Source organism: Nocardia sp. NPDC047038 (genome assembly GCF_040644075.1).
GTDB classification, from domain to species: Bacteria; Actinomycetota; Actinomycetes; order Mycobacteriales; family Mycobacteriaceae; genus Nocardia; species Nocardia sichangensis.
This window is the reverse complement of sequence record NZ_JBEYVQ010000001.1, coordinates 1139647-1160830: the sequence shown is the minus strand read 5'-3', so window position 1 is coordinate 1160830 and position 21184 is coordinate 1139647. Positions and strand designations below refer to the sequence as shown.

At 68.6% G+C, this 21184-nt stretch carries 19 protein-coding genes; 11 read left to right on the top strand and 8 right to left on the bottom strand.

The features are described from left to right. Position 1 precedes the first annotated feature (1 nt). The 3 genes from ABZ824_RS05620 to ABZ824_RS05610 form a co-directional block, all read right to left on the bottom strand. Entirely contained in the window at positions 2-2236 is a 2235-nt protein-coding gene (locus ABZ824_RS05620) for a serine/threonine-protein kinase (RefSeq protein ID WP_356961815.1), read from the bottom strand. A gap of 495 nt (positions 2237-2731) precedes the next feature. Further along, the gene (locus ABZ824_RS05615) at positions 2732-2956 is read right to left on the bottom strand and encodes a hypothetical protein (RefSeq protein ID WP_356961814.1); all 225 of its coding nucleotides are present in this window, start codon (positions 2954-2956) and stop codon (positions 2732-2734) included. After that, positions 2953-3411 carry a DNA-directed RNA polymerase subunit beta gene (locus tag ABZ824_RS05610; RefSeq protein WP_067801851.1) on the bottom strand — a complete coding sequence of 153 codons (459 nt, stop codon included), beginning with the start codon at positions 3409-3411 and terminating at the stop codon, positions 2953-2955. Before ABZ824_RS05610 ends, ABZ824_RS05615 begins: the two co-directional genes overlap by 4 nt. 559 nt (positions 3412-3970) lie before the next feature. Here ABZ824_RS05610 and ABZ824_RS05605 point away from each other — a divergent pair. After that, complete coding sequence (locus tag ABZ824_RS05605; protein WP_356961813.1) at positions 3971-5203, top strand: helix-turn-helix domain-containing protein; 1233 nt, start codon at positions 3971-3973, stop codon at positions 5201-5203. A 138-nt stretch (positions 5204-5341) separates the two neighbouring features. On the opposite strand, the gene ABZ824_RS05600 is transcribed toward ABZ824_RS05605, so the two are convergent. Further along, a complete protein-coding gene (locus ABZ824_RS05600; RefSeq protein ID WP_356961812.1) occupies positions 5342-5974 on the bottom strand; it encodes a TetR/AcrR family transcriptional regulator C-terminal domain-containing protein in 633 nt (210 codons plus the stop codon). A 75-nt stretch (positions 5975-6049) separates the two neighbouring features. On the opposite strand from ABZ824_RS05600, the gene ABZ824_RS05595 reads away from it, so the two are divergent. The 3 genes from ABZ824_RS05595 (at position 6050) to ABZ824_RS05585 (ending at position 8269) form a co-directional block, all read left to right on the top strand. Then, positions 6050-6937 (top strand): alpha/beta fold hydrolase, encoded by an 888-nt coding sequence (locus ABZ824_RS05595; RefSeq protein WP_356961810.1) that lies wholly within the window; start codon positions 6050-6052, stop codon positions 6935-6937. A gap of 16 nt (positions 6938-6953) precedes the next feature. Continuing rightward, a complete protein-coding gene (locus ABZ824_RS05590) occupies positions 6954-7631 on the top strand; it encodes an AMP-binding protein (protein WP_356961808.1) in 678 nt (225 codons plus the stop codon). A 74-nt stretch (positions 7632-7705) separates the two neighbouring features. Next, on the top strand, positions 7706-8269 hold the full coding sequence (locus ABZ824_RS05585) for a flavoprotein (RefSeq protein ID WP_356961806.1): 564 nt from the start codon (positions 7706-7708) through the stop codon (positions 8267-8269). A 304-nt stretch (positions 8270-8573) separates the two neighbouring features. Here the strand turns inward: ABZ824_RS05585 and ABZ824_RS05580 are convergent, their stop codons facing one another. Further along, entirely contained in the window at positions 8574-9377 is an 804-nt protein-coding gene (locus tag ABZ824_RS05580; protein ID WP_356961804.1) for a transporter substrate-binding domain-containing protein, read from the bottom strand. Between the two features lie 3 nt (positions 9378-9380). Next, the gene (locus ABZ824_RS05575) at positions 9381-9731 is read right to left on the bottom strand and encodes a hypothetical protein (protein ID WP_355070793.1); all 351 of its coding nucleotides are present in this window, start codon (positions 9729-9731) and stop codon (positions 9381-9383) included. Between the two features lie 61 nt (positions 9732-9792). Here ABZ824_RS05575 and ABZ824_RS05570 point away from each other — a divergent pair, with 61 nt between their 5' ends. Next, on the top strand, positions 9793-10758 hold the full coding sequence (locus ABZ824_RS05570; protein ID WP_356962463.1) for a quinone oxidoreductase: 966 nt from the start codon (positions 9793-9795) through the stop codon (positions 10756-10758). Positions 10759-10800: 42 nt separating this feature from the next. Here ABZ824_RS05570 and ABZ824_RS05565 read toward each other — a convergent pair whose 3' ends face one another. Next, the gene (locus ABZ824_RS05565; protein WP_356961802.1) at positions 10801-11403 is read right to left on the bottom strand and encodes a TetR/AcrR family transcriptional regulator; all 603 of its coding nucleotides are present in this window, start codon (positions 11401-11403) and stop codon (positions 10801-10803) included. An 84-nt stretch (positions 11404-11487) separates the two neighbouring features. Here ABZ824_RS05565 and ABZ824_RS05560 point away from each other — a divergent pair, with 84 nt between their 5' ends. Then, positions 11488-12903 carry an FAD-dependent monooxygenase gene (locus ABZ824_RS05560; RefSeq protein WP_356961800.1) on the top strand — a complete coding sequence of 472 codons (1416 nt, stop codon included), beginning with the start codon at positions 11488-11490 and terminating at the stop codon, positions 12901-12903. On the opposite strand, the gene ABZ824_RS05555 is transcribed toward ABZ824_RS05560, so the two are convergent. Beyond that, a complete protein-coding gene (locus ABZ824_RS05555) occupies positions 12896-13885 on the bottom strand; it encodes a heme o synthase (RefSeq protein ID WP_355070787.1) in 990 nt (329 codons plus the stop codon). The genes ABZ824_RS05560 and ABZ824_RS05555 overlap by 8 nt on opposite strands. A gap of 777 nt (positions 13886-14662) precedes the next feature. Here ABZ824_RS05555 and tkt point away from each other — a divergent pair. The 5 genes from tkt to pgl are packed head-to-tail and all read left to right on the top strand — an operon-like array spanning position 14663 to position 21178. Continuing rightward, positions 14663-16804, top strand: coding sequence for a transketolase (gene tkt / locus ABZ824_RS05550; protein ID WP_356961798.1), 2142 nt, complete (start codon positions 14663-14665; stop codon positions 16802-16804). A 6-nt stretch (positions 16805-16810) separates the two neighbouring features. Beyond that, a complete protein-coding gene (tal, locus tag ABZ824_RS05545; protein WP_355070783.1) occupies positions 16811-17947 on the top strand; it encodes a transaldolase in 1137 nt (378 codons plus the stop codon). A 3-nt stretch (positions 17948-17950) separates the two neighbouring features. Continuing rightward, the gene (gene zwf / locus ABZ824_RS05540) at positions 17951-19525 is read left to right on the top strand and encodes a glucose-6-phosphate dehydrogenase (RefSeq protein ID WP_355070781.1); all 1575 of its coding nucleotides are present in this window, start codon (positions 17951-17953) and stop codon (positions 19523-19525) included. Continuing rightward, positions 19522-20430, top strand: coding sequence for a glucose-6-phosphate dehydrogenase assembly protein OpcA (gene opcA / locus ABZ824_RS05535; protein ID WP_356961796.1), 909 nt, complete (start codon positions 19522-19524; stop codon positions 20428-20430). The genes zwf and opcA overlap by 4 nt, the downstream gene beginning before the upstream one ends. Then, positions 20423-21178, top strand: coding sequence for a 6-phosphogluconolactonase (pgl, locus tag ABZ824_RS05530; protein ID WP_356961795.1), 756 nt, complete (start codon positions 20423-20425; stop codon positions 21176-21178). Before opcA ends, pgl begins: the two co-directional genes overlap by 8 nt. Positions 21179-21184 lie beyond the last annotated feature (6 nt).

The window sequence follows — 21184 nt, the reverse complement described above, 5'->3', positions numbered from 1 at the left end:
ATCAGTCCACGTCCGCCGCTGACGCCTGGACCACCCGCTGGAGCGCGCGCAGGTCCGCGTCCAGCGTGCGGAACAGCCAGTACACGGCGACGAACGCGAGCCCGCCGACCGCGCACAACCCGAGGACCGAATCGCGCACCAACGGAAGTTCCTCGGGTTCGAGCAGGCTGAATCCGGCCAGCACCCCGACCAGTGGCACGGACGCCGTGACCGCAAGATAGATCGTGGTTCTGCGGCGCAGCGTGCGGATGACGCCGAAGTCGTGCGCCGTCGTGCGGCTGTAACGCAAATAGATCGGATAGACACAGCGGACGATGTAGAACGTCGACAGGAAGAACGTGTAGGCGACGGAGATGACAGCCGCCATGAAAACGGTCATCGCCGCGTGGATCACCAGTCGCGCCGGAAGATCGGTGAGCCAGAGGCAGAGGAACACCCCCGTCACCGTTGCCGTAATCCCGGTCTGAAAGGTGTTCAGCGCACACATGTCCCCCCAGAACAATGTTCGCGACCGCACTCGCGCGAGCAGTGCCTCGTCGTAGCGTCTGCCCTCGCGCAAGCCGCGCGGAACCGCGAGCAGATCACGCGACATATACGCGTAGATCACGATGGACAGCGGGCAGGCGATGAGGACGAAGACGTATACACCCATGTTGAGCTGCGAGTTGGTCGTATCGGGCAGGCGCTCTCTGATCAGGTCCTGGACGTGCACGGCCATGTAGATCGTCGCCAGGCCGACACCGACCAGCGAGGACAACCACAGAACCGGAGTGGGCCTGCTCGCGAGCCGTGCGCGCCAGCTGTCCGGGGGTGGATAGACGAGATCGCGGGCCCGCTGCTCCAGGCACAGGTCGAGTTGTTGCGCCAATTCCGAGCCGGACGAGTAGCGGTCCGCACGGTCGGGCGACAGACACTTCAACAGCACGCGCCGCAGCGCCATGGGGCAGTCCGGGGGCAGCTGCGACAGGAACGCCGGACCGATGGGCCGGCGCCGCAGTGCGATCATGCGGGCCAGCGACGTCTGCGAATCGCCCGCCGACGTCTCGTCCGCGAAGGGGCGGCGCCCGGTGAGCAACTCCCACAGCATGACGCCGAGCGCGAAGATGTCGCTTCGCGTATCCAGTTCCACGGCGGTCGCGGGCAGGTCGGGGTGGCAGGCCTCGAGTTGCTCCGGCGACATGTATGCCAGCGATCCGCCGAAGTACGCCAACGGGCTGGTGCCCCGGACGCGTTTGCTGAAGCTGACATTGAAGTCGGCCAGCTTCGGGATTCCCTCGGCGCTCAGCAGCACGTTCGCGGGTTTGATGTCGCGATGCAGCACCCCGCGTTCGGACGCGTGCTCCAGCGCGTCCGCGAGCCGGCGCCCCAGCCACACCACGGTCTCCGGCCAAGTCAGTCCGGCGATCCTGGTCCGGACAGCGGACTCGGTCGGCCGCACCTCGCCTTTGTCGGCGAGCACCTTGTCGATGGCGTCCAGCAGCAGTTGCCCACTGCGACGTTCGGGCGGCGTCGTACGCGACAAGCGCAGCACGTCGAGCAGCGTTCCGCCGGGCAGATACTGCATGTAGAGCAGTTTCAGCTCGCCGTCGGCGATGAGTCGCTGGTCGAAGATGCGCACGATGTATTCGTGGTCGAGCTGGGCGAGCGTCTGCGGCTCGTTGCCGTGGTTGTGCGAGATCTTGACCGCGACCAGTCGCTGCATCGACTGCTGCCGCGCCAGGTACACCTGGGCGAAGGCGCCGACCCCGATGCGCATCAGGAGGTCGAAATCGTCCACTCGATCGCCGACGTCGATGGCGTCGAGCGCGACCTGGGCGCTGGGACGAGCGATCATCGTGCTGCGGTAGTCGCTGGTGATCCGGTCGAGGGCCGGATCCGCCGCCGTCGCGGTGGCCGTGCCGTCCGAATCGGCGGCGTCGCGGCGGCCGCTACGGCGCATCGCGTGGAATTCCTCGTAAACCAGATCGGCCGGGAACGGAGCGCTGCGCAGCTCGGGGAATTCCGCGCGGTAGTCGATCAGCCGTTTGGGGAAGTGGTAGCGAAGCCAGCGGAACTCGAGGTCTACCTTGATCAATTCGATCAGCATCGTGTGCCGATCGGCCGGTTCGCGGGGCAGATAGGAGGACAGATCGGGCGGGAATCCCGACGCCCAAGCCTCGGAGAATCGCGCCACGGCGGCGGCGAGCGCCGCACGGGTCCGTTCCGCCGAATCGGCGAGATCGATCGGTTCGCGCATCGGTAGCTCGGAGTCAGCCGTGGCCGGTCAGACGGCGGCTACACACGATGCGCCCTTGCCTCGCAGGTGTTCCACATCAGCTCCTCGACGTCGAATTACCCTGCTCCAGGGTATCGCTCCGAGCGGGGGCGCCGCGGCATCCGCGCAGACGCCGCCGAATGATTGCTCAGCGGACACTCGCGCCCGGCGTCCCGCGCTCGACTCGGGTTCGGTCGCCGTCCGCTCATCCGAACTGCCGGGAATGGCATCGCCGGGGTCGTGCTCGAGACCACTGGTATCCAGCTCATCCGGCCGGAACGGGTGACGCGACGAGCTGGGCCAGGACGGGAACCGGACGCGGACCGCCGGACCTGCGTCAGCGCCTTCGCATCCTGGCCCAGCCGAGCGGGCACGACGATGCGGCCGGGTTCCGGTTGCACGGGCAGCGCGACTTCCCGCCGAGTCCGTCTCGGCGCTCGGACACGCGGCCGCGTCCACTCCCGGCCGACCCACTGCTCACGGGTCGAGGAACAACCGCTCGTTCGGCAGGCGGGGCAGGCCCGTCGGATCGCCCGGGAGCACCGTGGCCGCGTCCTCGTAGTGGCGGGCGCGCCACTCCTGGACGAACAGCGCGGCAGCGCTCGCACAGGCCGCGAAGTTCAGGCGCACGTCGTGGAATTGGACCGACACATGGACATCGGGCTCTTCCGGGCGCGGCGACCGCTGCTGCGGCCCGGTCACCACCGGCGTCCCGCGCGTACCCGGATCGCCGCGACGACGACCGAACCCGACGGCCGGAACGTATCGCGCGGCGGTTCCACCCACACCCGGAAGCACGGCGACCGGTCGGCGGGCGAGGGCAGGGCGATCTGCGCGCCGCAGCGCGCGACCGACACGTCCAGCCGGAACAGCTCGGCGAACAAGCCGACTTCGTCGGGCAGGTCCGGCCGCACCAGATAGGTCCAGCGCTTCGAGCGTGGATGCGAGATGATCGGCCCAAGCGCGGACCGCCGGACCTGCAGCAGCGCCTTCACCTCTTGGCCGAGCCGAGCGGGCATGGTGATCGCGCCGACTCGGCCCGCGGGCACGACGATGCGGCCGAGTTCCGGTTGCACGGCCGCAGGAAGCCCGCACTGCCGGTAGAAGCGGCACCGGCTGGCCGGGGTGTCGGCCGCCGGATCGCACAGGTCGCTCACCGCGTGCCCTCCTGCCCCGTCGCGCCGGGATCACCGACGCGGTGGGAGGCCGTCGCGCGCCGATCGTGTCCGCGCAGCGGTCGCGACGGCATCACGTCGAGGCGCGGTCGGTTGCGATCGGTGAGTCGGGCGCAGCGACGGCGGAGTCGATGTGCGTGGCACTGGACGACTCGCGCCCGGAAACCGTTGCGAGCCAGCTGATCCGCTAGGGATAGCGTGGAGCCGGGCGCGGACGCCGACACCGCGCGAATCGCACCGAGTTCGTTTCGATCACCGGTCGCCACCATCGCGATCGCGTCACCATGCCGCTCCACGAACGTGTCGTTCCACGCGAAATCGACTGCCACTCCCCGCATCACGTTTGCCTTCCCCTGCTCATCGCGTTGTGAGCACCCGCGCCCTGGAGCGCAACCCGTTGTCGCGCGCACCGACGTGCCCGTCCCGAGGGCGAGTGCTCGCAACAGCTTGGTGGGCTGCCGGACCGGCGTTGTCCCGGTGCGGGACACCTGGCGACGCGTCTAGCATGAGGTTTCGATCAGCATCCGGCGAGGGAGAGCCGATGAGCGAGGGTCAGGGGAACGACGAGGGCCGATACATCGGCCGACAGGTGCGTGCTGTTCGCGCGCGCCGTGGGATCTCGCAGCAAGTGCTTGCTGATCGGGTCGGCGTCAGCCGGGGCGCGATCGCCAAATACGAGAACGGCGAGCGCCCCATCGATTCGCGGCGGACCCTGCACGCCCTCGCCCAAGCGCTCGGCGTCGCGGTCGGTGATCTGACCGGCGATCAGGACGACCGGTTCGACCCGTCGTCGGCCGGATTCCACGCCGCGGTGCCCGCCATCGAAACCGCGCTGTGGACCCGGGGCGACACCACTCCGACTGCACCACCCCGCAGCCTCACCGAACTCGCGGCGGCAGCACGTCATGCTGCCCATCTGCGACGCGCGTGCGACTACGCGGCACTCGGTCCGATGTTGCCTGCTCTACTCACCGACTGCTATCGACACGCTCGTGATTCGGCCGGAGCCGATCGCAATCTTGCCTGGGATGTGCTTGCGGCGGCGGCATACACGACAGCCGCGTCCTTGAAGGCCAGAGGGTACTCAGCGTTGGCTTGGACAGCAGCACAAGAGATCGAGCACGCCACCGCGAACATCGGTGGCACCTCCGGTTCGGCTACCGCAGCCTTCACTCGAAGCCAGATCCTGCTGTCGCGCCCCGGCTCATTGACTGCCGCGCTCGACGGCGCGACGAACGCTGCCGAGCGCCTCGGCCCGGAGGTTCGAAGCCGCGGCGAGATCGAAACCTACGGCATGCTGCACTTGCAGGCCGCGCTCGTTACCGCAGCGCTCGGCGGCGACCCTGGCGACCATCTGGACGAAGCGAGCGAGCAAGTCACCAGGCTCGGCCAGGCTCCCCCGGAATCCGCGACTCTCCGCAACCCGACATTCGATGCCGCGAACGTGATCCTCTGGCGCATGTCAGCCGCAATGGAGAAACGCGAACCAGGCCAAGTGCTCCAACTCGCCCCAACCCTCGACCCGCAAACCATCCCCGCCGAAGGCCGCAGAGCCCAATACTTCGTCGAGATCGGCCGCGCCCACGCCCTGCGCCGCGACTACCACAACTCCCTGCACGCCCTCCTGCGCGCCGAACACATCGCCCCCCAGCAAGTGCGCGGCATGACCCACGTCCGCGAACTCGTCGGCCACATGATGCGCACCGCCCACCGCAACCTCACCACCGGTGACCTCGGCCGCCTCGCCAAACGCATCGGCGCGGTCCCCTCCTGACCCATACCCCGGGCAACATATGCATCGGCCACAACAGGTTTCAGGTACCACGCGTCCGGCCTCGGCGGACCGGAGATGGGCGACATCCGAACGCAGGTCCGGCGGCATCCGATGCCGCACCCGTTGGCTGGCGGACGTCTAGGTCTCGAGTCCTGCCAAGATTATGCGCATCCCGGCCCGGAATTCGGCTGTCGGGTCGCTCGCGGCGGCGGCGTACGCGATCTCGATGAGCTTGGGGAACTGCTCGGGCGGCAAGGCCGCGATCCGGTCGGTGATCGTCGTGAGGTCCTCGTCGCGCGCCACGGATAGGGGGCCGACGAGTTCGGCTTGCGCGTATCCGGTGATGAAGCCGGACACTGCGCGGAACGCCACCAGCAATTCGGTCCCTGATCTACCGCTACGCGCGAGCGCCTGCAACAGGGCTTCGGTTGGCCGCAGGGTCGCCATGTCGAGGCTGCGCCGGGTGAGAATCAATGGGATCGCATGGGGATGTGCGCGCACGGCGCGCCACATTCCCTCGGCGACGGCTAGTACCTCGTCATCCCAGTCCATGGACGGCGTGGCGCACCAATGCGCTTCGGCCATCACGGCCTCAGTGACGAGCTGCTCCAAACCTTCCCGTCCATCGACGTAGTTGTAGATCGTCATCGCACCGGTGCCCAGCGCCGACGCGAGACTGCGCATGGTCAACCCGGCCAGGCCATGGTCGTCGACCAAGGCCAGTGCCGCGGCTTGCAGCTGCTCGCGCGCGAACTTTCTGGGGGCGGGCATACTCCTCCTTGTTTAAGTACAACGTACGTGTTTAACTGAACTCGTTCACGTACAACGTACCTATATCGAGGTGTCATGACCATTCGCACCACTTTCCCTTCCGGCCGCGACGAGTGCGCGGTGTGGCTGACCCTTCCGGACGGCCCAGGTCCGCATCCGGTCGTGGTGCTCGTCCATGGCGGTGGCGCAACCCACGAGATGATGCTGGCCCAGTACGAGAAGTGGTTCTCCGATGCGGGTCTTGCCGTGGTGGCCTTCGACTTCCGCCACCTCGGAGAATCAGGTGGGCGGCCGCGCCAGCTGGTGAGTCAACGCCGTTATGCCGAGGATGTCGACGCCGCTGTGGCCTTCGCCCGCTCCCGCCCCGAACTGGACGCTCACCGGATCGCCTTGTGGGGCACGTCTTTCGGCGCCAGCCACGTCCTGGCCGCAGCCGCACGCCACGATGACCTTCGTGCCGCGGTGGTTCAGTGTCCGGTCTTCAGTGGGCGTGCCGTTGTGTCACGGGCGGGGGTCCGGCATTTGTTGCGGTTCACGGTTCCGATCGTGTCCGACCTGGTCCGTGCCGCACTCGGTCGGTCGCGCCGTTACGTCCCCTTGGTCGGAAAGCCCGGGGACCTGGCGTTCGTGAACCAGCCCGGCGCTCTCGAAGGGTGGCAGTCGGTGACGCCACCGGGTTACGGCTTCGATAACCGGATCACGGCGGCCTCGGGACTGGGCATGTTGTTCTACAACGCCGCGTCCGCCGCCCCGCGCGTGCGCTGCCCGCTGCTGGTGTGCGCCTGCGATCGAGAAAATCTCATCGACCCGGCCATCGCGGGGCGGGTGGCCGCCACCGCACCACGGGCAACCCTGAAGCATTACGACGCCGACCACTTCACCGTCTACCATCCGCCGGCTGTCGATCGGATCGTTGCCGATCAGATCGAGTTTCTCACCACGCATCTCGCGTCGAACGCGTAACGAGAGGAGTACAGCCTTGCTGGAACGTTTGACCAGCTTCTTTCCGAACGCCACCGTGATGAACCTCTACGGGCTCAGTGAGTCCTCGGGTGCAGTTGTGATGACCCCGTGGGGCAGTGACACGGAGTCGACCGTGCGCGCGATCGGCCGGCCGCTTCCGAACGTGCAGATCAAGATCGCCGATGCCGACGGGACCGAAGTCGCCATCGGCGAAACCGGCGAACTCCTGCTCCGAACCCCTTCGGTCATGGCGGGCTACCACGGGATGCCCGCGGAAACGGCCGACGTCATCGGTAGCGACGGCTGGCTGCGCACCGGTGACATAGCCTGGATCGACAACGACGGCTTGATCACCCTGCACGGCCGCGCCAAGGACATGTTCGTCCAAGGCGGATACAACATCTACCCGATCGAAGTCGAGAACATACTGGCGGAGCACCCCCAGGTCCTCATGGCGGCCGGTATCGGCGTACCCGATCCGGTGCTCGGCGAGATCGGCCGCTACTACGTTGTCCTCACACCAGACGCTCAGCTCGCCGAAGGCGACCTCGAGCGATTCTGCGCGGACAGAATCGCGGATTACAAGGTCCCCAAAGAGATCATCATCAGGCCGAACCTTCCCTTGACTCCGTCCGGCAAGGTGCACAAGGCCATACTTCGCAACGAATCAGCACAACCGGGCGCCGCGAGCTGACCGGTCCACTGGGGGCGGAGTGACGCTTCCCGTGCCATCGAGCCGCCCTGCGGCGGCATGGCACCATGAAAGTCGTGGACGCCAACGGAAATCCCGTGCTGTACGCCCTCGTGACCGGTTCGCCCGCCGCACGCGATGTCGGCAAGTTGATCGCCCTGGCCCAGGCGGACGGCTGGGAAGTGTGCGTGATCGCCTCGCCGTCGGGAACCGGGTTCATCGACGTCGACGCGCTCCGAGCGCAGACCGGTTATCCCGTGCGCAGCCAGTACAAGGAACCCGGCACGCCGGATGTGCTGCCGCCTGCCGACGGCATCATCGCCGCCCCGCTCACCGGCAATTCGATCGCGAAATGGGCTGCGGGGATCTCGGATACGCTCCTGCTCGGCCTACTGGTGGAAGGGCTCGGCAAGGGCCTGCCGATCGTCGGTGTGCCTTACTCGAACCGCGCGCAGATCAGCTTTCCCGCGATCCAAGAGGGAATGCGCAAGCTGTCCGAGTGGGGCGTCACCATCGTGATCGGCGAGGGGGAGCCGCACGAGCGGGGCACCGGGGAGGCGAGCCTGCCCCTCTTCCCGTGGCAGGCGGCCTGGAAAGCGCTGCTCGAGCATCCTCGCCGGGACGGAACCGCTCCGAGCTGACCACCAGTTTCGGCGACGCTCGCCCCGTCCGCCCGTTTCGCCGCCCAGCATCGCGCAGGGCCTCGATGGCTGGCCAGAGCTACCTATCATCGCAGCCACCCTCCCGCGTGCCGCCCGTCGCGCACTGCCGAAATCGACAGCCGCGCCTGACCGTCGGCACTGTCCACCTCGCCCGGACGCGCACCGACTCGCTCTGTTTCACGCGCTCGAGCGCTTTCCCCGGCGGCGTGGCGGCTCACTTGGAACATCCCGAGCCGCTGACGCTCGGAGGGCAGCGTCGCCCCGGGATAGTCAGCGCACGAACTCAGCCCACGGGGGCGTTCGGCCCGATCCACTGGTCGAACAATCGATCCACCGCCCCCGTCGCGAGCTGGGTGGTCAAGTAGGCGTCCAGCAAGGCCGCCAGAACCGGGTCGTCCTTGCGCACCAGCAGAACCTTCCCGAACGAGTCGAACGGCGCTTCGGGATGCAGCACTTGCAGGTCCGGATGCTGACGGACGCGGTAGCGGCCCTCGACCGAATCGGTGACGAACACGTCGGCGCGGCCCTGCTCGACCTCGCCGAAGATCGTCAGATTTTCCGGCCACAAGGTGAGCTGCGCGTCGGGGAAGTTCTTGCGCGCGAATTCTTCGTTCGTGCCACCGCGATTGGCGATCACCCGGACGCCGGGACGGTTGATCTCCGCGATGGTCGAGAACGCCGTGCCGTTCGCGCGATGGGTGATCGGGGCCTTGCCATCGGTCCCGTAGGTGATCGAGAAGTCCGCGAACGCGCGCCGCGACGGCAGGTCGGAGATGCCCCCGACCGCGATATCACAGTTCCGCTCGGCGAAGTCGGTCTTCAGCGTCGCCCAGGTCACGGGCACGAACTCGATCGGACGGCCGAGCAGCGCGGCGAAACCCCGCGCCAGATCGACGTCCACACCGCGGTGGTCGCCGGCAGCGTCCCTGATCGAGTACGGCGGATAGTCGCCGGGCGTGCAGGCGCGCAGCGCGTTCGAAGTCTCCGGCGGCTGCGCGGCCGCCGGAGTCGCTGCCGCGACAAGTATCGCGCATGCGGCGATCAGCGCCGCGCCGATCCGGCCGGGCAGCGTCACTCGGCTACGCAACGATCACTTCTCGTTGCGCGCCTTGGGGAAACGGGCCTGCTTGGCGACCCAGCCCGCCATCTTGGCCCAGTGCCCCTTGCGCGGGGTGACGATCGAGGTGAGCTCACGATCCCATTCGTCGGCCTCGGTGAGACCGTCGATCGTGGCGACCAGTTCCTTGGCCGTCTCCAGGTCCGGGACCACGCGGTCACCGAGCACACCGTCGGAACCGACCAGGGTGACCCGCACACCAGCGCGACCGATCGGCTGGAGCACGGCCGTGGCGGAACGTCCGTGATCGGCGACGAACCCCTTGACGGACTCGACGAGGGCGCCCGACAGCTTCTGCGGCGCCGTGGCGGTTTCAGAACTCATGGCACGCAGTTTACCGACCGGTAGGCAGCGTGCCCGCCGCTCGGGTGTAGAACTGGATCTCATGCACGCCATTCAGGTTTCCGAACACGGTGGTCCCGAGGTCCTGAAGTACGTAGAGGTGCCCGATCCGCGGATCGGACCGGACCAGCTCCTGGTCGACACACAGGCGATCGGCGTCAACTTCATCGATACCTACATCCGTACCGGGCGCTATCCGCAGGACGTCCCCTACGTTCCCGGCGCGGAGGGCACCGGCGTCGTCGCCGAGGTCGGCTCGGACGTCACGGAGTTCGCGGTCGGCGACCGGGTGGCCTGGGCCGCCGCCCCGGGCAGCTACGCCCCGAAGGTCGCGGTGCCCGCCGCCGTCGCCATCCGGGTACCGGACGGCGTCGATCCGCCCGTGGCCGCGTCGGCGCTGTTGCAGGGCATGACGGCGCACTATCTCATCGAGTCCATCTACCGGCCCGAGCCAGGGGAGGCGGTGCTCGTGCACGCGGGCGCGGGCGGTGTCGGGCTGATCCTGACCCAGCTCCTCAACGCGCGCGGCGTCCGGGTGATCACGACGGTGTCCTCCGACGAGAAGGAGACGCTGTCGCGCGCGGCGGGAGCCGACGAGGTGCTGCGTTACGGCCACGGACTGGCCGGTCGCGTGCGCGAGCTCACCGACGGCGTCGGCGTGGCGGCGGCCTACGACGGCGTCGGCGCGGCAACCTTCGAGTCGAGCCTCGCCGCGCTGCGCGTGCGGGGCACGCTCGCCCTCTTCGGGGGCGCGAGCGGTCCGGTGCCGCCATTCGACCTGCAACGGCTGGGCGGGGCCGGTTCGCTGTTCGTCACCCGTCCCACGTTGGCGCACTACATCCGGGACCGCGCCGAACTCACCTGGCGCGCGGGCGACGTCTTCGACGCCATCGCGCGAGGCACACTGAACATCCGGATCGGCGCGACCTACCCGCTCGCCGACGCCGAGCGGGCACACCGCGACTTGGAAGGCCGCAAGACCACCGGTTCCATCGTCCTGCTTCCGTGAGCCACGGGTGGGGGGCGGTCCGATGGGCCGGCCCCCGCCCGCTCAGTAGTCGCGGCCGGTGAGACCGCGATAAATGAACCGGGTCAGGCCCTCCACGGCCTGTTCGTCGGTCAACTCGACGCTCCCCTCTTCCACCGCGGCCAGCAGGCTCTGGGTGAGCATGAACATCATCGCCAGGCTGGCGTCGGGCGTGCTCGGCAGCCGCAGGCCCCGGTCGGCGAATCCTTCGACGTGGTCGGCGATGTCGGCGCGCTGCTGTCTGCCGAACCGCGCGACCATCTGCGCGAATTCCTCGTTGACCAGGGCCGCCTGATTCACCGCGCGCAGCACGGGCCCGTGCTCCCGCGCGAAGGTCCAATACCCGGCGACGTGGTAACGCACCGCCTCCGGGTCGCTGAAATCCGGATTGTGATCGGGTCCTTCCGCACGCTCGTCCCCCGCCGCGGCCAGATCGCTCAGCAGCGCCTGGAGCAATTCTTCCTTGCTCGCGAAGTGGTTGTAGAACGACCCGGCCGCCCGTCCCGCGGCCGTCGTGATGTCGGTGATCTTGGTGTTCAGGTAGCCGCGCTCGGCGAACAACCGCAGCGCGGCGGCCTTCAACACCTGCTCGGTTTCGGCCGACTTCTCCTTGCGACTCAGCGACACCCACCTCACCTCCTTGACAACGCAACGTACCAAGCATGACACTGAATATGCATTCAGTGAATATTGATTCATCAGGAGTACGTCATGGCACATCTCGTTCTCGTCGCGGGCGCCGGACCCACCGGCCTCACCCTCGCCCTCGATCTCGCTCGCCGGGACATCCCGGTCCGGATCGTCGACAAGGCGGCCACGTTCTTCGCGGGCTCGCGCGGCGACGGCATCCAGCCGCGCACCCTGGAAGTGTTCGACGACCTGGGGGTATTGGACGCGGTGCTGGCGGCCGGAATGCCGACACCGGTGATGCGCGTACATCTGGGCGGCGAGTTCGTCACCGAACGCCGAATGAGCGAACCGGTCGAGCCGACGCCCGCCGTCCCCTACCCGAACCTGTGGGTGCTCGGCCAGTCCCGCACCGAGGCCATCCTCCGCGAGCGGCTCGCCGAGTTCGGGGTGCACGTGGAACTGGGCACCGCGCTGACCGGCTTCACACAGGACGACGACGGCGTCACCGTGACGCTGGAGCACGACGGCACGCCGGAGACCGTGCGCGCCGCCTACCTGATCGGCGCGGACGGCGGCAAGAGCACCGTGCGCAAGACACTCGGCATCCCGTTCGAGGGCAGCACCGACGAATCGCTGCGCATGCTGCTCGGCGACGTGCGCGCCGACGCGCTCGACCACGAGGTCGGCTACTGGTTCGCCGCCGCCGACGAGCCGATGCGGGGCATCGCGTTGTCCCCGCTGCCCGGTGGGCGTCAGTTCCAATTCGCCGCCCCGTTGACCGGCGACGCGGAGCCGAGCCTCGAGCTGCTCCAGGAATACGTGGACCGCTATTGCGGACGCGACGACGTCACCCTCACCGACCTGACCTGGGTGACCGTGTGGCGCCCGAATATCCGCCTGGCGCAGCGCTTCCGCGACGGCAGGGTGTTCCTGGCCGGCGACGCCGCGCACGCGCATCCGCCCACCGGCGGCCAAGGCATGAACACCGGCATCCAGGACGCCTACAACCTCGGCTGGAAGCTGGCCGCCGCGCTCGCCGGGGACGACATGCTCCTGGACAGCTACGAGGCCGAGCGCAGGACGGTGGCCGCCAAGGTGCTCGGGATCAGCTCCGAACTGCTGGACAAATTGGTCGACGGCGACGAGGACGCGATGGAGCGCGGAGCGGAGACCCAGCAACTGGACATCAGCTATCGAGACCCGGCCGAGCGCGGCTGGTTCGCCGTCGGCGACCGGGCGCCGGACGCGCCGGTGAAAGACGAGCACGGACGGCCCGTCCGGTTGTTCGACCTGTTCCGCGGGCCCCACGCGACGGTGCTGTCATTCGGCGCCCAGGCGGAGGCCGGGCCGCACGCATACGCGGTAGTGCGTCCCGGTGAGCAGGTGGAAGGGCCGCATGTGGTGGATGTCGACGGACACGCCCACGCGGCCTACGCCGCAGCCGAGGGCACCAGGGTGTTCGTTCGCCCGGACGGCTACGTCGGCGCGCTCAGCTGAAGAAGCTGCCGACGGTGTCCCAGCCGAGCACCGAGTCCACCGCGAGGCCGCAGAACACCACGGCCAGGTAGTTGTTCGACTGGAGGAACAGCCGCAGCGGCTTCACCGACTCGCCGCGCCGCACGCCCGCGTACAGCTGGTGCGCCATGAGCAGGAACCATGCCCCGGCCACCAGCGCCACGGCCGCGTAGATCACGCCGGTGGCGGGCACCAGGGCGAGCGTGGTGAGCACGGTCAGCCAGGTGTAGACGACGATCTGCTTGGTGACGGTCTTCTCCGTGGCAACCACCGGCAGCATCGGCACGCCCGCCGCGCGGTAGTCCTCCTTGTAGCGCATGGCCAGCGCCCAGGTGTGCGGCGGCGTCCAGAAGAAGATGACGCCGAACAGCGCGATGGCGGGCCAGCCGATGCCGCCGGTCACCGCCGACCAGCCCACCAGCGCGGGCATGCAGCCCGCCGCGCCGCCCCACACCACGTTCTGCGAGGTGCGGCGCTTGAGGCCCAGCGTGTAGACGAAGACGTAGAACAGGATCGTGGCGACGACGAGCACGCCGCTGAGCAGGTTGGCCTGCCACCACAGCCAGGCGAACGAGCCCAACCCGAGCACGACGCCGAACACGAACGCGTTGCGGGTCGGCACCGCGTCCCTGGCCAGCGGCCGCTTGGCGGTGCGCTTCATGACCTTGTCGATGTCGGCGTCCGCGACGCAGTTGAGCGTGTTCGCGCTCGCCGCGCCCATCCAGCCGCCGAACAGCGTCGCGAGGATCAGGCGGATGTCGACGGTGCCGCGGTCGGCCAGCAGCATGGTCGGAATCGTGGCGACGAGCAACAGCTCGATGACCCTGGGCTTGGTCAGCGCGACGTAGGCCAGTACCCGTCGAATCAGCCGGGACGGTAGGCCGGGACCCGTGAACCGGTCGGCCAGCGCCGTCGCGGAGGAGCCGTGCGCACCATCGCCACCCGGCTGTTGCCCAATCCGCACTGTCTCTCCTCGCACGCTGTGCATCGCATCCGGCATCGACCAGCAGTGCACTCGTCCCGGTGGTACGGGTGCGCCCGCGCCGGACTTCCGTCCGCCCCGGCGCCCCTTCCGACCGGTGCGGCGCGACTACTACTACAAAGGATGGTAGACCCCCGCCGCGCGCGCCCCTCCCGTCGCCCCCGCGCTAGAGGACCGGAATGTGACGGGGGCGACGGCTCGTTCGGCTCGTCCGCGCCACCCGGTTCGGAGCCCTTGCCCTCCCCCCTGTCCACTCGCGCGGAGCCGTGCGCACGCGCGACGCGGATTCCGCGCCGCGAAAAAATTTGTCGACTCCACCGAACCCGGCGAACCCACCGCATGCCCCGCACCGCGTGGTGCGGCAACTTTCGGCACCGCACCGGCGCGTGCCACAAAGCAGTCGCTTGCTCAATACTTTCCCATCACCCCGAACACGCGCCCTACGAGGGCGTTCACGACCCGTCACGCGTCGCGCATGCGCGTGACGCGAGCACCGAAGACACCCGGCCCACCCGTTCCGGCGGCCCTGGTGCAAGGCCGCCAACACACCGCCGTCGCAGTCGCGGCCTGTGCGAAACCACCTGCGAACGCGCAGCGCAACAGGCGCCGCGAAACCAACACAGGGTTAATGGTGTGCCGGTCACCGGGCACATCTAGGGTAAGTGGGTATACCCGGTTAGCACGCCGTAGCTGCCGCGCGATCATCGCCGTCAGAAACCCACCCGCCGTCGACGAACCAATGTCAGGAGAACCTCGGTCGTGTCGATCACAGACGACATCCGCGCCCTCACTCAGCCGAACCACCCGGACGACTGGACGGATCTGGACACCAAGGCTGTCGACACCATCCGGGTCCTGGCCGCCGAGGCGGTGCAGAACGCCGGAAACGGCCACCCCGGTACCGCGATGAGCCTGGCGCCGCTTGCCTACACGCTGTACCAGCGGACCATGCGCATCGACCCGAGCGATCCGAGCTGGGTCGGCCGGGACCGGTTCGTGCTGTCCTGCGGGCACTCCAGCCTCACCCAGTACATCCAGCTCTACCTGGCGGGTTACGGTCTCGAGCTGGACGACCTGAAGAACCTGCGCAAGTGGGGCTCGCTCACCCCGGGCCACCCCGAGTTCCGGCACACCGACGGCGTCGAGATCACCACCGGCCCGCTCGGCCAGGGCCTGGCGTCGGCGGTCGGCATGGCGATGGCGGCGCGTCGCGAGCGCGGACTGTTCGATCCCGCCGCCGCGCCGGGCACCAGCCCGTTCGACCACTTCATCTACGTCATCGCCTCCGACGGCGACCTCGAGGAGGGCGTCACCTCCGAGGCGTCGTCGCTCGCGGGCACCCAGCAGCTGGGCAATCTCGTCGTGATCTACGACGACAACAAGATCTCCATCGAAGACGACACCACCATCGCGTTCACCGAGGACGTCGCCGAGCGTTACGCGGCCTACGGCTGGCACGTGCAGGTGGTCGAGGGCGGCGAAGACGTCGTCGCCATCGAGGCCGCGCTGGAAGCCGCCAAGGCCGAGACCGGCAAGCCATCGATCATCGTGCTGCGCACCATCATCGGCTACCCCGCCCCCAGCAAGATGAACACCGGCACCGCCCACGGCGCGGCGCTGGGCGCCGACGAGGTCGCCGCCACCAAGAAGGTCCTCGGCTTCGACCCGGACAAGAGCTTCGACGTGGACCCGGCCGTCATCGAGCACACCCGCAAGGTCGTCGAGCGCGGCCGGAAAGCGCACGAGCAGTGGCAGCAGTCGTTCGACGCGTGGGCGGCGGCGAACCCGGAGAACAAGGCGCTGTTCGACCGCCTCTTCGCGCGGCGTCTGCCGGACAACTGGACCGCGAATCTGCCCAGCTACGAACCGGATCCGAAGGGCATGGCCACCCGCAAGGCGTCCGGCAAGGTGCTCGCCGCGCTGGCGCCGGTGCTGCCGGAGCTGTGGGGCGGTTCGGCCGACCTGGCCGAGTCCAACAACACCACCATGCCCGACCAGCGCAGCTTCGGGCCGGAGTCGATCTCCACCGGCATGTGGAAGGCCGATCCGTACGGCCGCACCCTGCACTTCGGTGTGCGCGAGCACGCGATGGGCGCGATCCTCAACGGCATCGCCCTGCACGGCCCGACCCGTCCGTACGGCGGCACCTTCCTGGTGTTCAGCGACTACATGCGCCCGTCGGTCCGCCTGGCCGCGCTGATGCGCGTGCCCGCGATCTACGTCTGGACCCACGACTCCATCGGTCTCGGTGAGGACGGCCCCACGCACCAGCCGATCGAGCACCTCGCCGCGCTGCGCGCCATCCCGGGCCTGAACGTGGTCCGTCCCGGTGACGCCAACGAGACCACCTACGCCTGGCGCACCATCCTGGAGCGCGACAGCAGCGAGCACAGCTCGCACTTCTCGGTGTCCGAGCCGCCGCACCAGGACGGCCCGTCCGGGCTGGCGCTGACCCGCCAGGACCTGCCGATTCTCGAGGGCACCAGCTACGAAGGCGTCAAGAAGGGCGGCTACATCCTGGCCGAGGCGTCCACGGGCACACCGCAAGTGATCCTGATCGCCACCGGTTCGGAGCTGCAGCTCGCGGTCGCCGCCCGCATTACGCTGGAGGAGCAGGGCATCGCCACCCGCGTGGTGTCGATGCCGTGCGTGGAGTGGTTCGACGCGCAGGACAAGGCTTACCGGGACGAAGTGCTTCCGCCCGCGATCGCCGCGCGCGTCGTCGTCGAAGCCGGTATCGCGATGCCGTGGCACCGGTTCGCCGGTGACGCGGGCGAGATCGTGTCGATCGAGCACTTCGGCGCCTCCGCCGACTACAAGACCCTGTTCCGCGAATTCGGCCTCACTCCGGAAGCCGTCGTTGCCGCCGCGCAGCGCACGCTCGAGAACGTGAAGGGATAAGCGCTCATGGCTCAGAACGAGAATCTCGCCGCCCTCTCGGCGGCGGGAGTGTCCGTATGGCTCGACGATCTGTCCAGGGACCGGATCCAGTCCGGCAACCTGCTCGAGCTGATCGAGACCCGGTCCGTCGTCGGGGTCACCACCAACCCGACGATCTTCCAGGGTGCGCTCAGCCAGGGCCACGCCTACGACGGCCAGCTGAAAGAGCTTGCCGCGCAAGGCGCCGACGCCGACGCCGCGATCCGCACCATCACCACCGATGACGTCCGCGCGGCCTGCGACGTGTTCGCTCCGGTCTTCGAGGCGACCGGTGGCGTGGACGGCCGGGTCTCCATCGAGGTCGACCCCCGCCTGGCGTTCGACACCGACCGGACCGTCGCGCAGGCGGTCGAACTGTGGAAGATCGTCGACCGGCCCAACCTGTTCATCAAGATCCCGGCCACCGAGGAGGGCCTGCCCGCCATCGCGGCCGTGATCGGCGAAGGCATCAGCGTGAACGTCACGCTGATCTTCTCGGTGCAGCGCTATCGCGCGGTGATGGGCGCCTACCTGGAGGGCGTGAAGAAGGCCAAGATCGCCGGTCACGACCCGGCCAGGATCCACTCCGTCGCCTCGTTCTTCGTCTCCCGCGTGGATACCGAGATCGACAAGCGACTGGAGGCGCTCGGCACCGACGAGGCGCTCGCGCTGCGCGGCAAGGCGGGTATCGCCAATGCCCGCCTCGCCTACGCCGAGTACCAGGATGTGTTCGACGGAGGCAAGCACACCTCCACGTTCCTGAACCTGGCCTCCTCGGGCGCGAATCGGCAGCGTCCGCTGTGGGCGTCGACCGGCGTGAAGAACCCGGAGTACGCCGACACGATGTACGTCACCGAACTGGTCGCCCCCAACACGGTGAACACGCTGCCGGAGAAGACGCTCCAGGCGGTCGCCGACCACGGCGTGGTCTCCGGCGACACGGTCAGCGGCAAGGCGGCGGAGGCCAAGGACGTCTTCGATCGGCTCACCGCCGTCGGCGTCGACCTCGACGACGTGTTCGCGGTGCTCGAGCGCGAGGGCGTGGACAAGTTCGAGAAGTCCTGGGAGGAGCTGCTTTCCGCCACCGCCGACGAGCTGAAGTCGGCGTCGACCGGGAACGGCTGATCGATGGCCGGGGCAGCACCCGCGGATCGACCGGACGCAGTCGAATGGCAGAACCCGCTGCGGGACAAACGGGACAAACGGCTTCCGCGCATCGCCGGACCGTGCAGCATGGTCATCTTCGGCGTCACCGGTGACCTGTCTCGCAAGAAGCTGATGCCGGCCATCTACGACCTGGCCAACCGGGGGCTGCTGCCCCCGGCCTTCGGCCTGGTCGGTTTCGCGCGCCGCGACTACGCGGACGAGGACTTCGCGCAGGTGGTGCTGGAAGCGGTCAAGGCGCACGCGCGTACCCCCTTCCGTCAAGAGGTCTGGGACCAGCTCCTGGAGGGCATCCGGTTCGTCCAGGGCACCTTCGACGACGACGCGGCCTTCGACCGGCTCGCCGATACCTTGACCACGCTGGACAAGGAGCGCGGCACCGGCGGCAATCACGCGTTCTATCTGTCCATCCCGCCGAACATGTTCCCGCTCGTGCTCGACCAGCTCTGCGCGCACGGCCTGGCCCAGACCACCGGGCCCGACGCGGCGCGCAAGCCCTGGCGGCGAGTGGTGATCGAGAAGCCGTTCGGGCACGACCTGAAGAGCGCGCAAGAACTCAACGCACTGGTCAACGGCGTGTTCCCCGAGGAGCGGGTCTTCCGCATCGACCACTACCTTGGCAAGGAGACGGTGCAGAACATCCTGGCGCTGCGCTTCGCCAACCAGCAGTACGAGCCGATCTGGAACGCCAACTTCGTCGACCACGTGCAGATCACCATGGCCGAGGACATCGGCCTCGGCGGACGCGCGGGCTACTACGACGGCATCGGCGCCGCACGCGACGTGATCCAGAACCACCTGCTGCAACTGCTGGCCCTCACCGCCATGGAGGAGCCGATCAGCTTCGAGCCCAAGCAATTGCAGACCGAGAAGATCAAGGTGCTCTCGGCGACCAGGCTCATCGAACCCCTGGACGACACCACCGCGCGCGGCCAGTACACCGAAGGCTGGCAGGGCAGCGAGCACGTGGTCGGGCTGTTGGAGGAAGAGGGCTTCGACCCGAACTCGAAGACCGAGACCTATGCCGCGATCCGGCTGGAGATCGACACCCGCCGCTGGGCGGGCGTTCCGTTCTTCCTGCGCACCGGAAAGCGGCTCGGCCGCAGGGTCACCGAGATCGCGGTGATCTTCAAGCGGGCGCCGCACCTTCCGTTCGACCAGACCATGACCGAGGAACTCGGACAGAACGCGCTGGTCATCCGGGTGCAGCCGGACGAGGGCATCACTACCCGGTTCGGCTCGAAGGTGCCGGGCTCCAGCATGGAGGTGCGCGACGTCAACATGGACTTCAGCTACGGCGAGGCGTTCACCGAATCATCGCCGGAGGCCTACGAACGCCTGATCCTCGACGTGCTGCTCGGGGAGCCGTCGCTGTTCCCGGTGAACGCGGAGGTCGAATTGTCCTGGCGCATCCTCGATCCGGTGCTCGACCACTGGGCGGGCGACGGCAGGCCGGAGCCGTACGAGGCGGGCACGTGGGGCCCGTCGTCCGCGGACGAGATGATCGCCCGCACCGGGCGGGAATGGCGGCGCCCGTGATCGTCGACATGCCCGACACCAACACCAGCGAGGTCACCAAGCGCATCGTGCAGTTGCGCGAGAGCAACGGCGTGATCACCATGGGCCGCGTGCTCACGCTGGTGGTGTGCACGCTGGACAGCTCCGAGGCCGAGCACGCGATCGAAGCGGCGAACGAGGCCAGTCGCGAGCACCCCTGTCGCGTGGTGGTGCTCGCGCGCGGCGACCGGGAGGCCGCCACCCGGCTGGACGCGCAGATCCGGGTGGGCGGCGATGCGGGGGCGGCCGAGGTCATCGTGCTGCGGCTGCAAGGCGAACTGGTCAACCACGAGAGCAGCGTCGTCACCCCGTTCCTGCTGCCGGATACGCCGGTCGTGGCCTGGTGGCCGCGCGGAGCGCCGGAGTTCCCGTCGAAGGATTCGGTGGGCCGCTTGGCGGGCCGCCGCATCACCGACGCCACGTTCGCGTCCGATCCCCAGGCGGCGATCAAGAGGCGGCTGCAGTCCTATGCCAGCGGCGACACCGATCTGGCCTGGAGCCGGATCACTTACTGGCGGGCCCTGCTGGCGGCGGCCATGGACGAGCCGCCGTTCGAGTCGGTGGACTCGGTGACGGTGTCCGGGCTGCGCGACGAGCCCGCCCTGGACATGCTGGCCGGCTGGCTGGCCGCCCGGCTGGACTGCCCGGTACACCGGCGCACCGGCCCGCTGCGGGTGGAACTGCATCGTCCCACCGTCTCCATCGCGATCGAACGTCCGCAGACCGGCCGCACCGCGACGCTGACCCGCACCGGCGAACCGGTGCAGCGAATCGCCCTGGCGCGCAGGGAGACTCGTGACTGCCTCGCCGAAGACCTACGCAGGCTGGACGCCGACGAGACCTACGCCGAGGCGCTGGCCGGAATCGAGAAGGTGATCTATGAGTGAGCACACCGATTCGCCGTTCCCCAGCGACACCGTCGAGGTGCATCTCGACACCGAGTCGCTGGTGGCCGCCGCGGCGGCCCGCTTCGTCTCCGTCGTCGTCGCCGCCCAGGCCGAGCGCGGCTCCGCGTCGGTGGTGGTGACCGGCGGCGGGACCGGCATCGCCCTGCTCGAACAGGTGCGCAAGTCGCCCGGCGATATCGACTGGTCCCGAGTCGAGGTGTTCTGGGGCGACGAGCGTTTCGTGCCCGCGAACGACCCCGAGCGCAACGACCTGCAAGCCAGGCAGGCGCTGTTCGACCATGTACCGGTGGATCCGGCGCGGGTGCATCCGGTGGCCGTCTCCGACGGCGAGTACCCCGACCCGGTGGAGGCCGCCGCCGAGTACTCCGCGACGGTGCATGCCCACCTCGCCGAACACGGCGCGTTCGATCTGCACCTGCTCGGCATGGGCGGCGAGGGCCACGTGAATTCGCTGTTCCCGGATACCGACGCGGTGCGCGAATCCCACGAACTCGTCGTCGCCGTGACGAATTCGCCCAAGCCGCCGCCGGTTCGGGTGACATTGACCCTGCCCGCGATCCGCCGCAGCAGGCACGTCGTGCTGGTGGTCGGCGGCGCCTCGAAGGCCGAAGCGGTCGCCGCCGCCATCGGCGGCGCGGACCCGGTGGACGTGCCCGCGGCGGGAGCGACCGGTACGGACTCCACCACCTGGCTGCTCGATCAGGAGGCCGCGTCCGCGCTGCGCTGAGCGCTC

Bases quoted from the DNA above. Each gene is read 5' to 3' on its own strand.
- ABZ824_RS05620 (WP_356961815.1), bottom strand. From the start codon at position 2,236: ATGCGCGAACCGATCGATCTCGCCGATTCGGCGGAACGGACCCGTGCG.
- ABZ824_RS05575 (WP_355070793.1), bottom strand. From the start codon at position 9,731: ATGAGTTCTGAAACCGCCACGGCGCCGCAGAAGCTGTCGGGCGCCCTC.
- pgl (WP_356961795.1), top strand. From the start codon at position 20,423: ATGAGTGAGCACACCGATTCGCCGTTCCCCAGCGACACCGTCGAGGTG.
- ABZ824_RS05600 (WP_356961812.1), bottom strand. From the start codon at position 5,974: ATGCCCGCCCCCAGAAAGTTCGCGCGCGAGCAGCTGCAAGCCGCGGCA.
- zwf (WP_355070781.1), top strand. From the start codon at position 17,951: ATGGCCGGGGCAGCACCCGCGGATCGACCGGACGCAGTCGAATGGCAG.
- tal (WP_355070783.1), top strand. From the start codon at position 16,811: ATGGCTCAGAACGAGAATCTCGCCGCCCTCTCGGCGGCGGGAGTGTCC.
- ABZ824_RS05605 (WP_356961813.1), top strand. From the start codon at position 3,971: ATGAGCGAGGGTCAGGGGAACGACGAGGGCCGATACATCGGCCGACAG.
- ABZ824_RS05560 (WP_356961800.1), top strand. From the start codon at position 11,488: ATGGCACATCTCGTTCTCGTCGCGGGCGCCGGACCCACCGGCCTCACC.
- ABZ824_RS05595 (WP_356961810.1), top strand. From the start codon at position 6,050: ATGACCATTCGCACCACTTTCCCTTCCGGCCGCGACGAGTGCGCGGTG.
- ABZ824_RS05570 (WP_356962463.1), top strand. From the start codon at position 9,793: ATGCACGCCATTCAGGTTTCCGAACACGGTGGTCCCGAGGTCCTGAAG.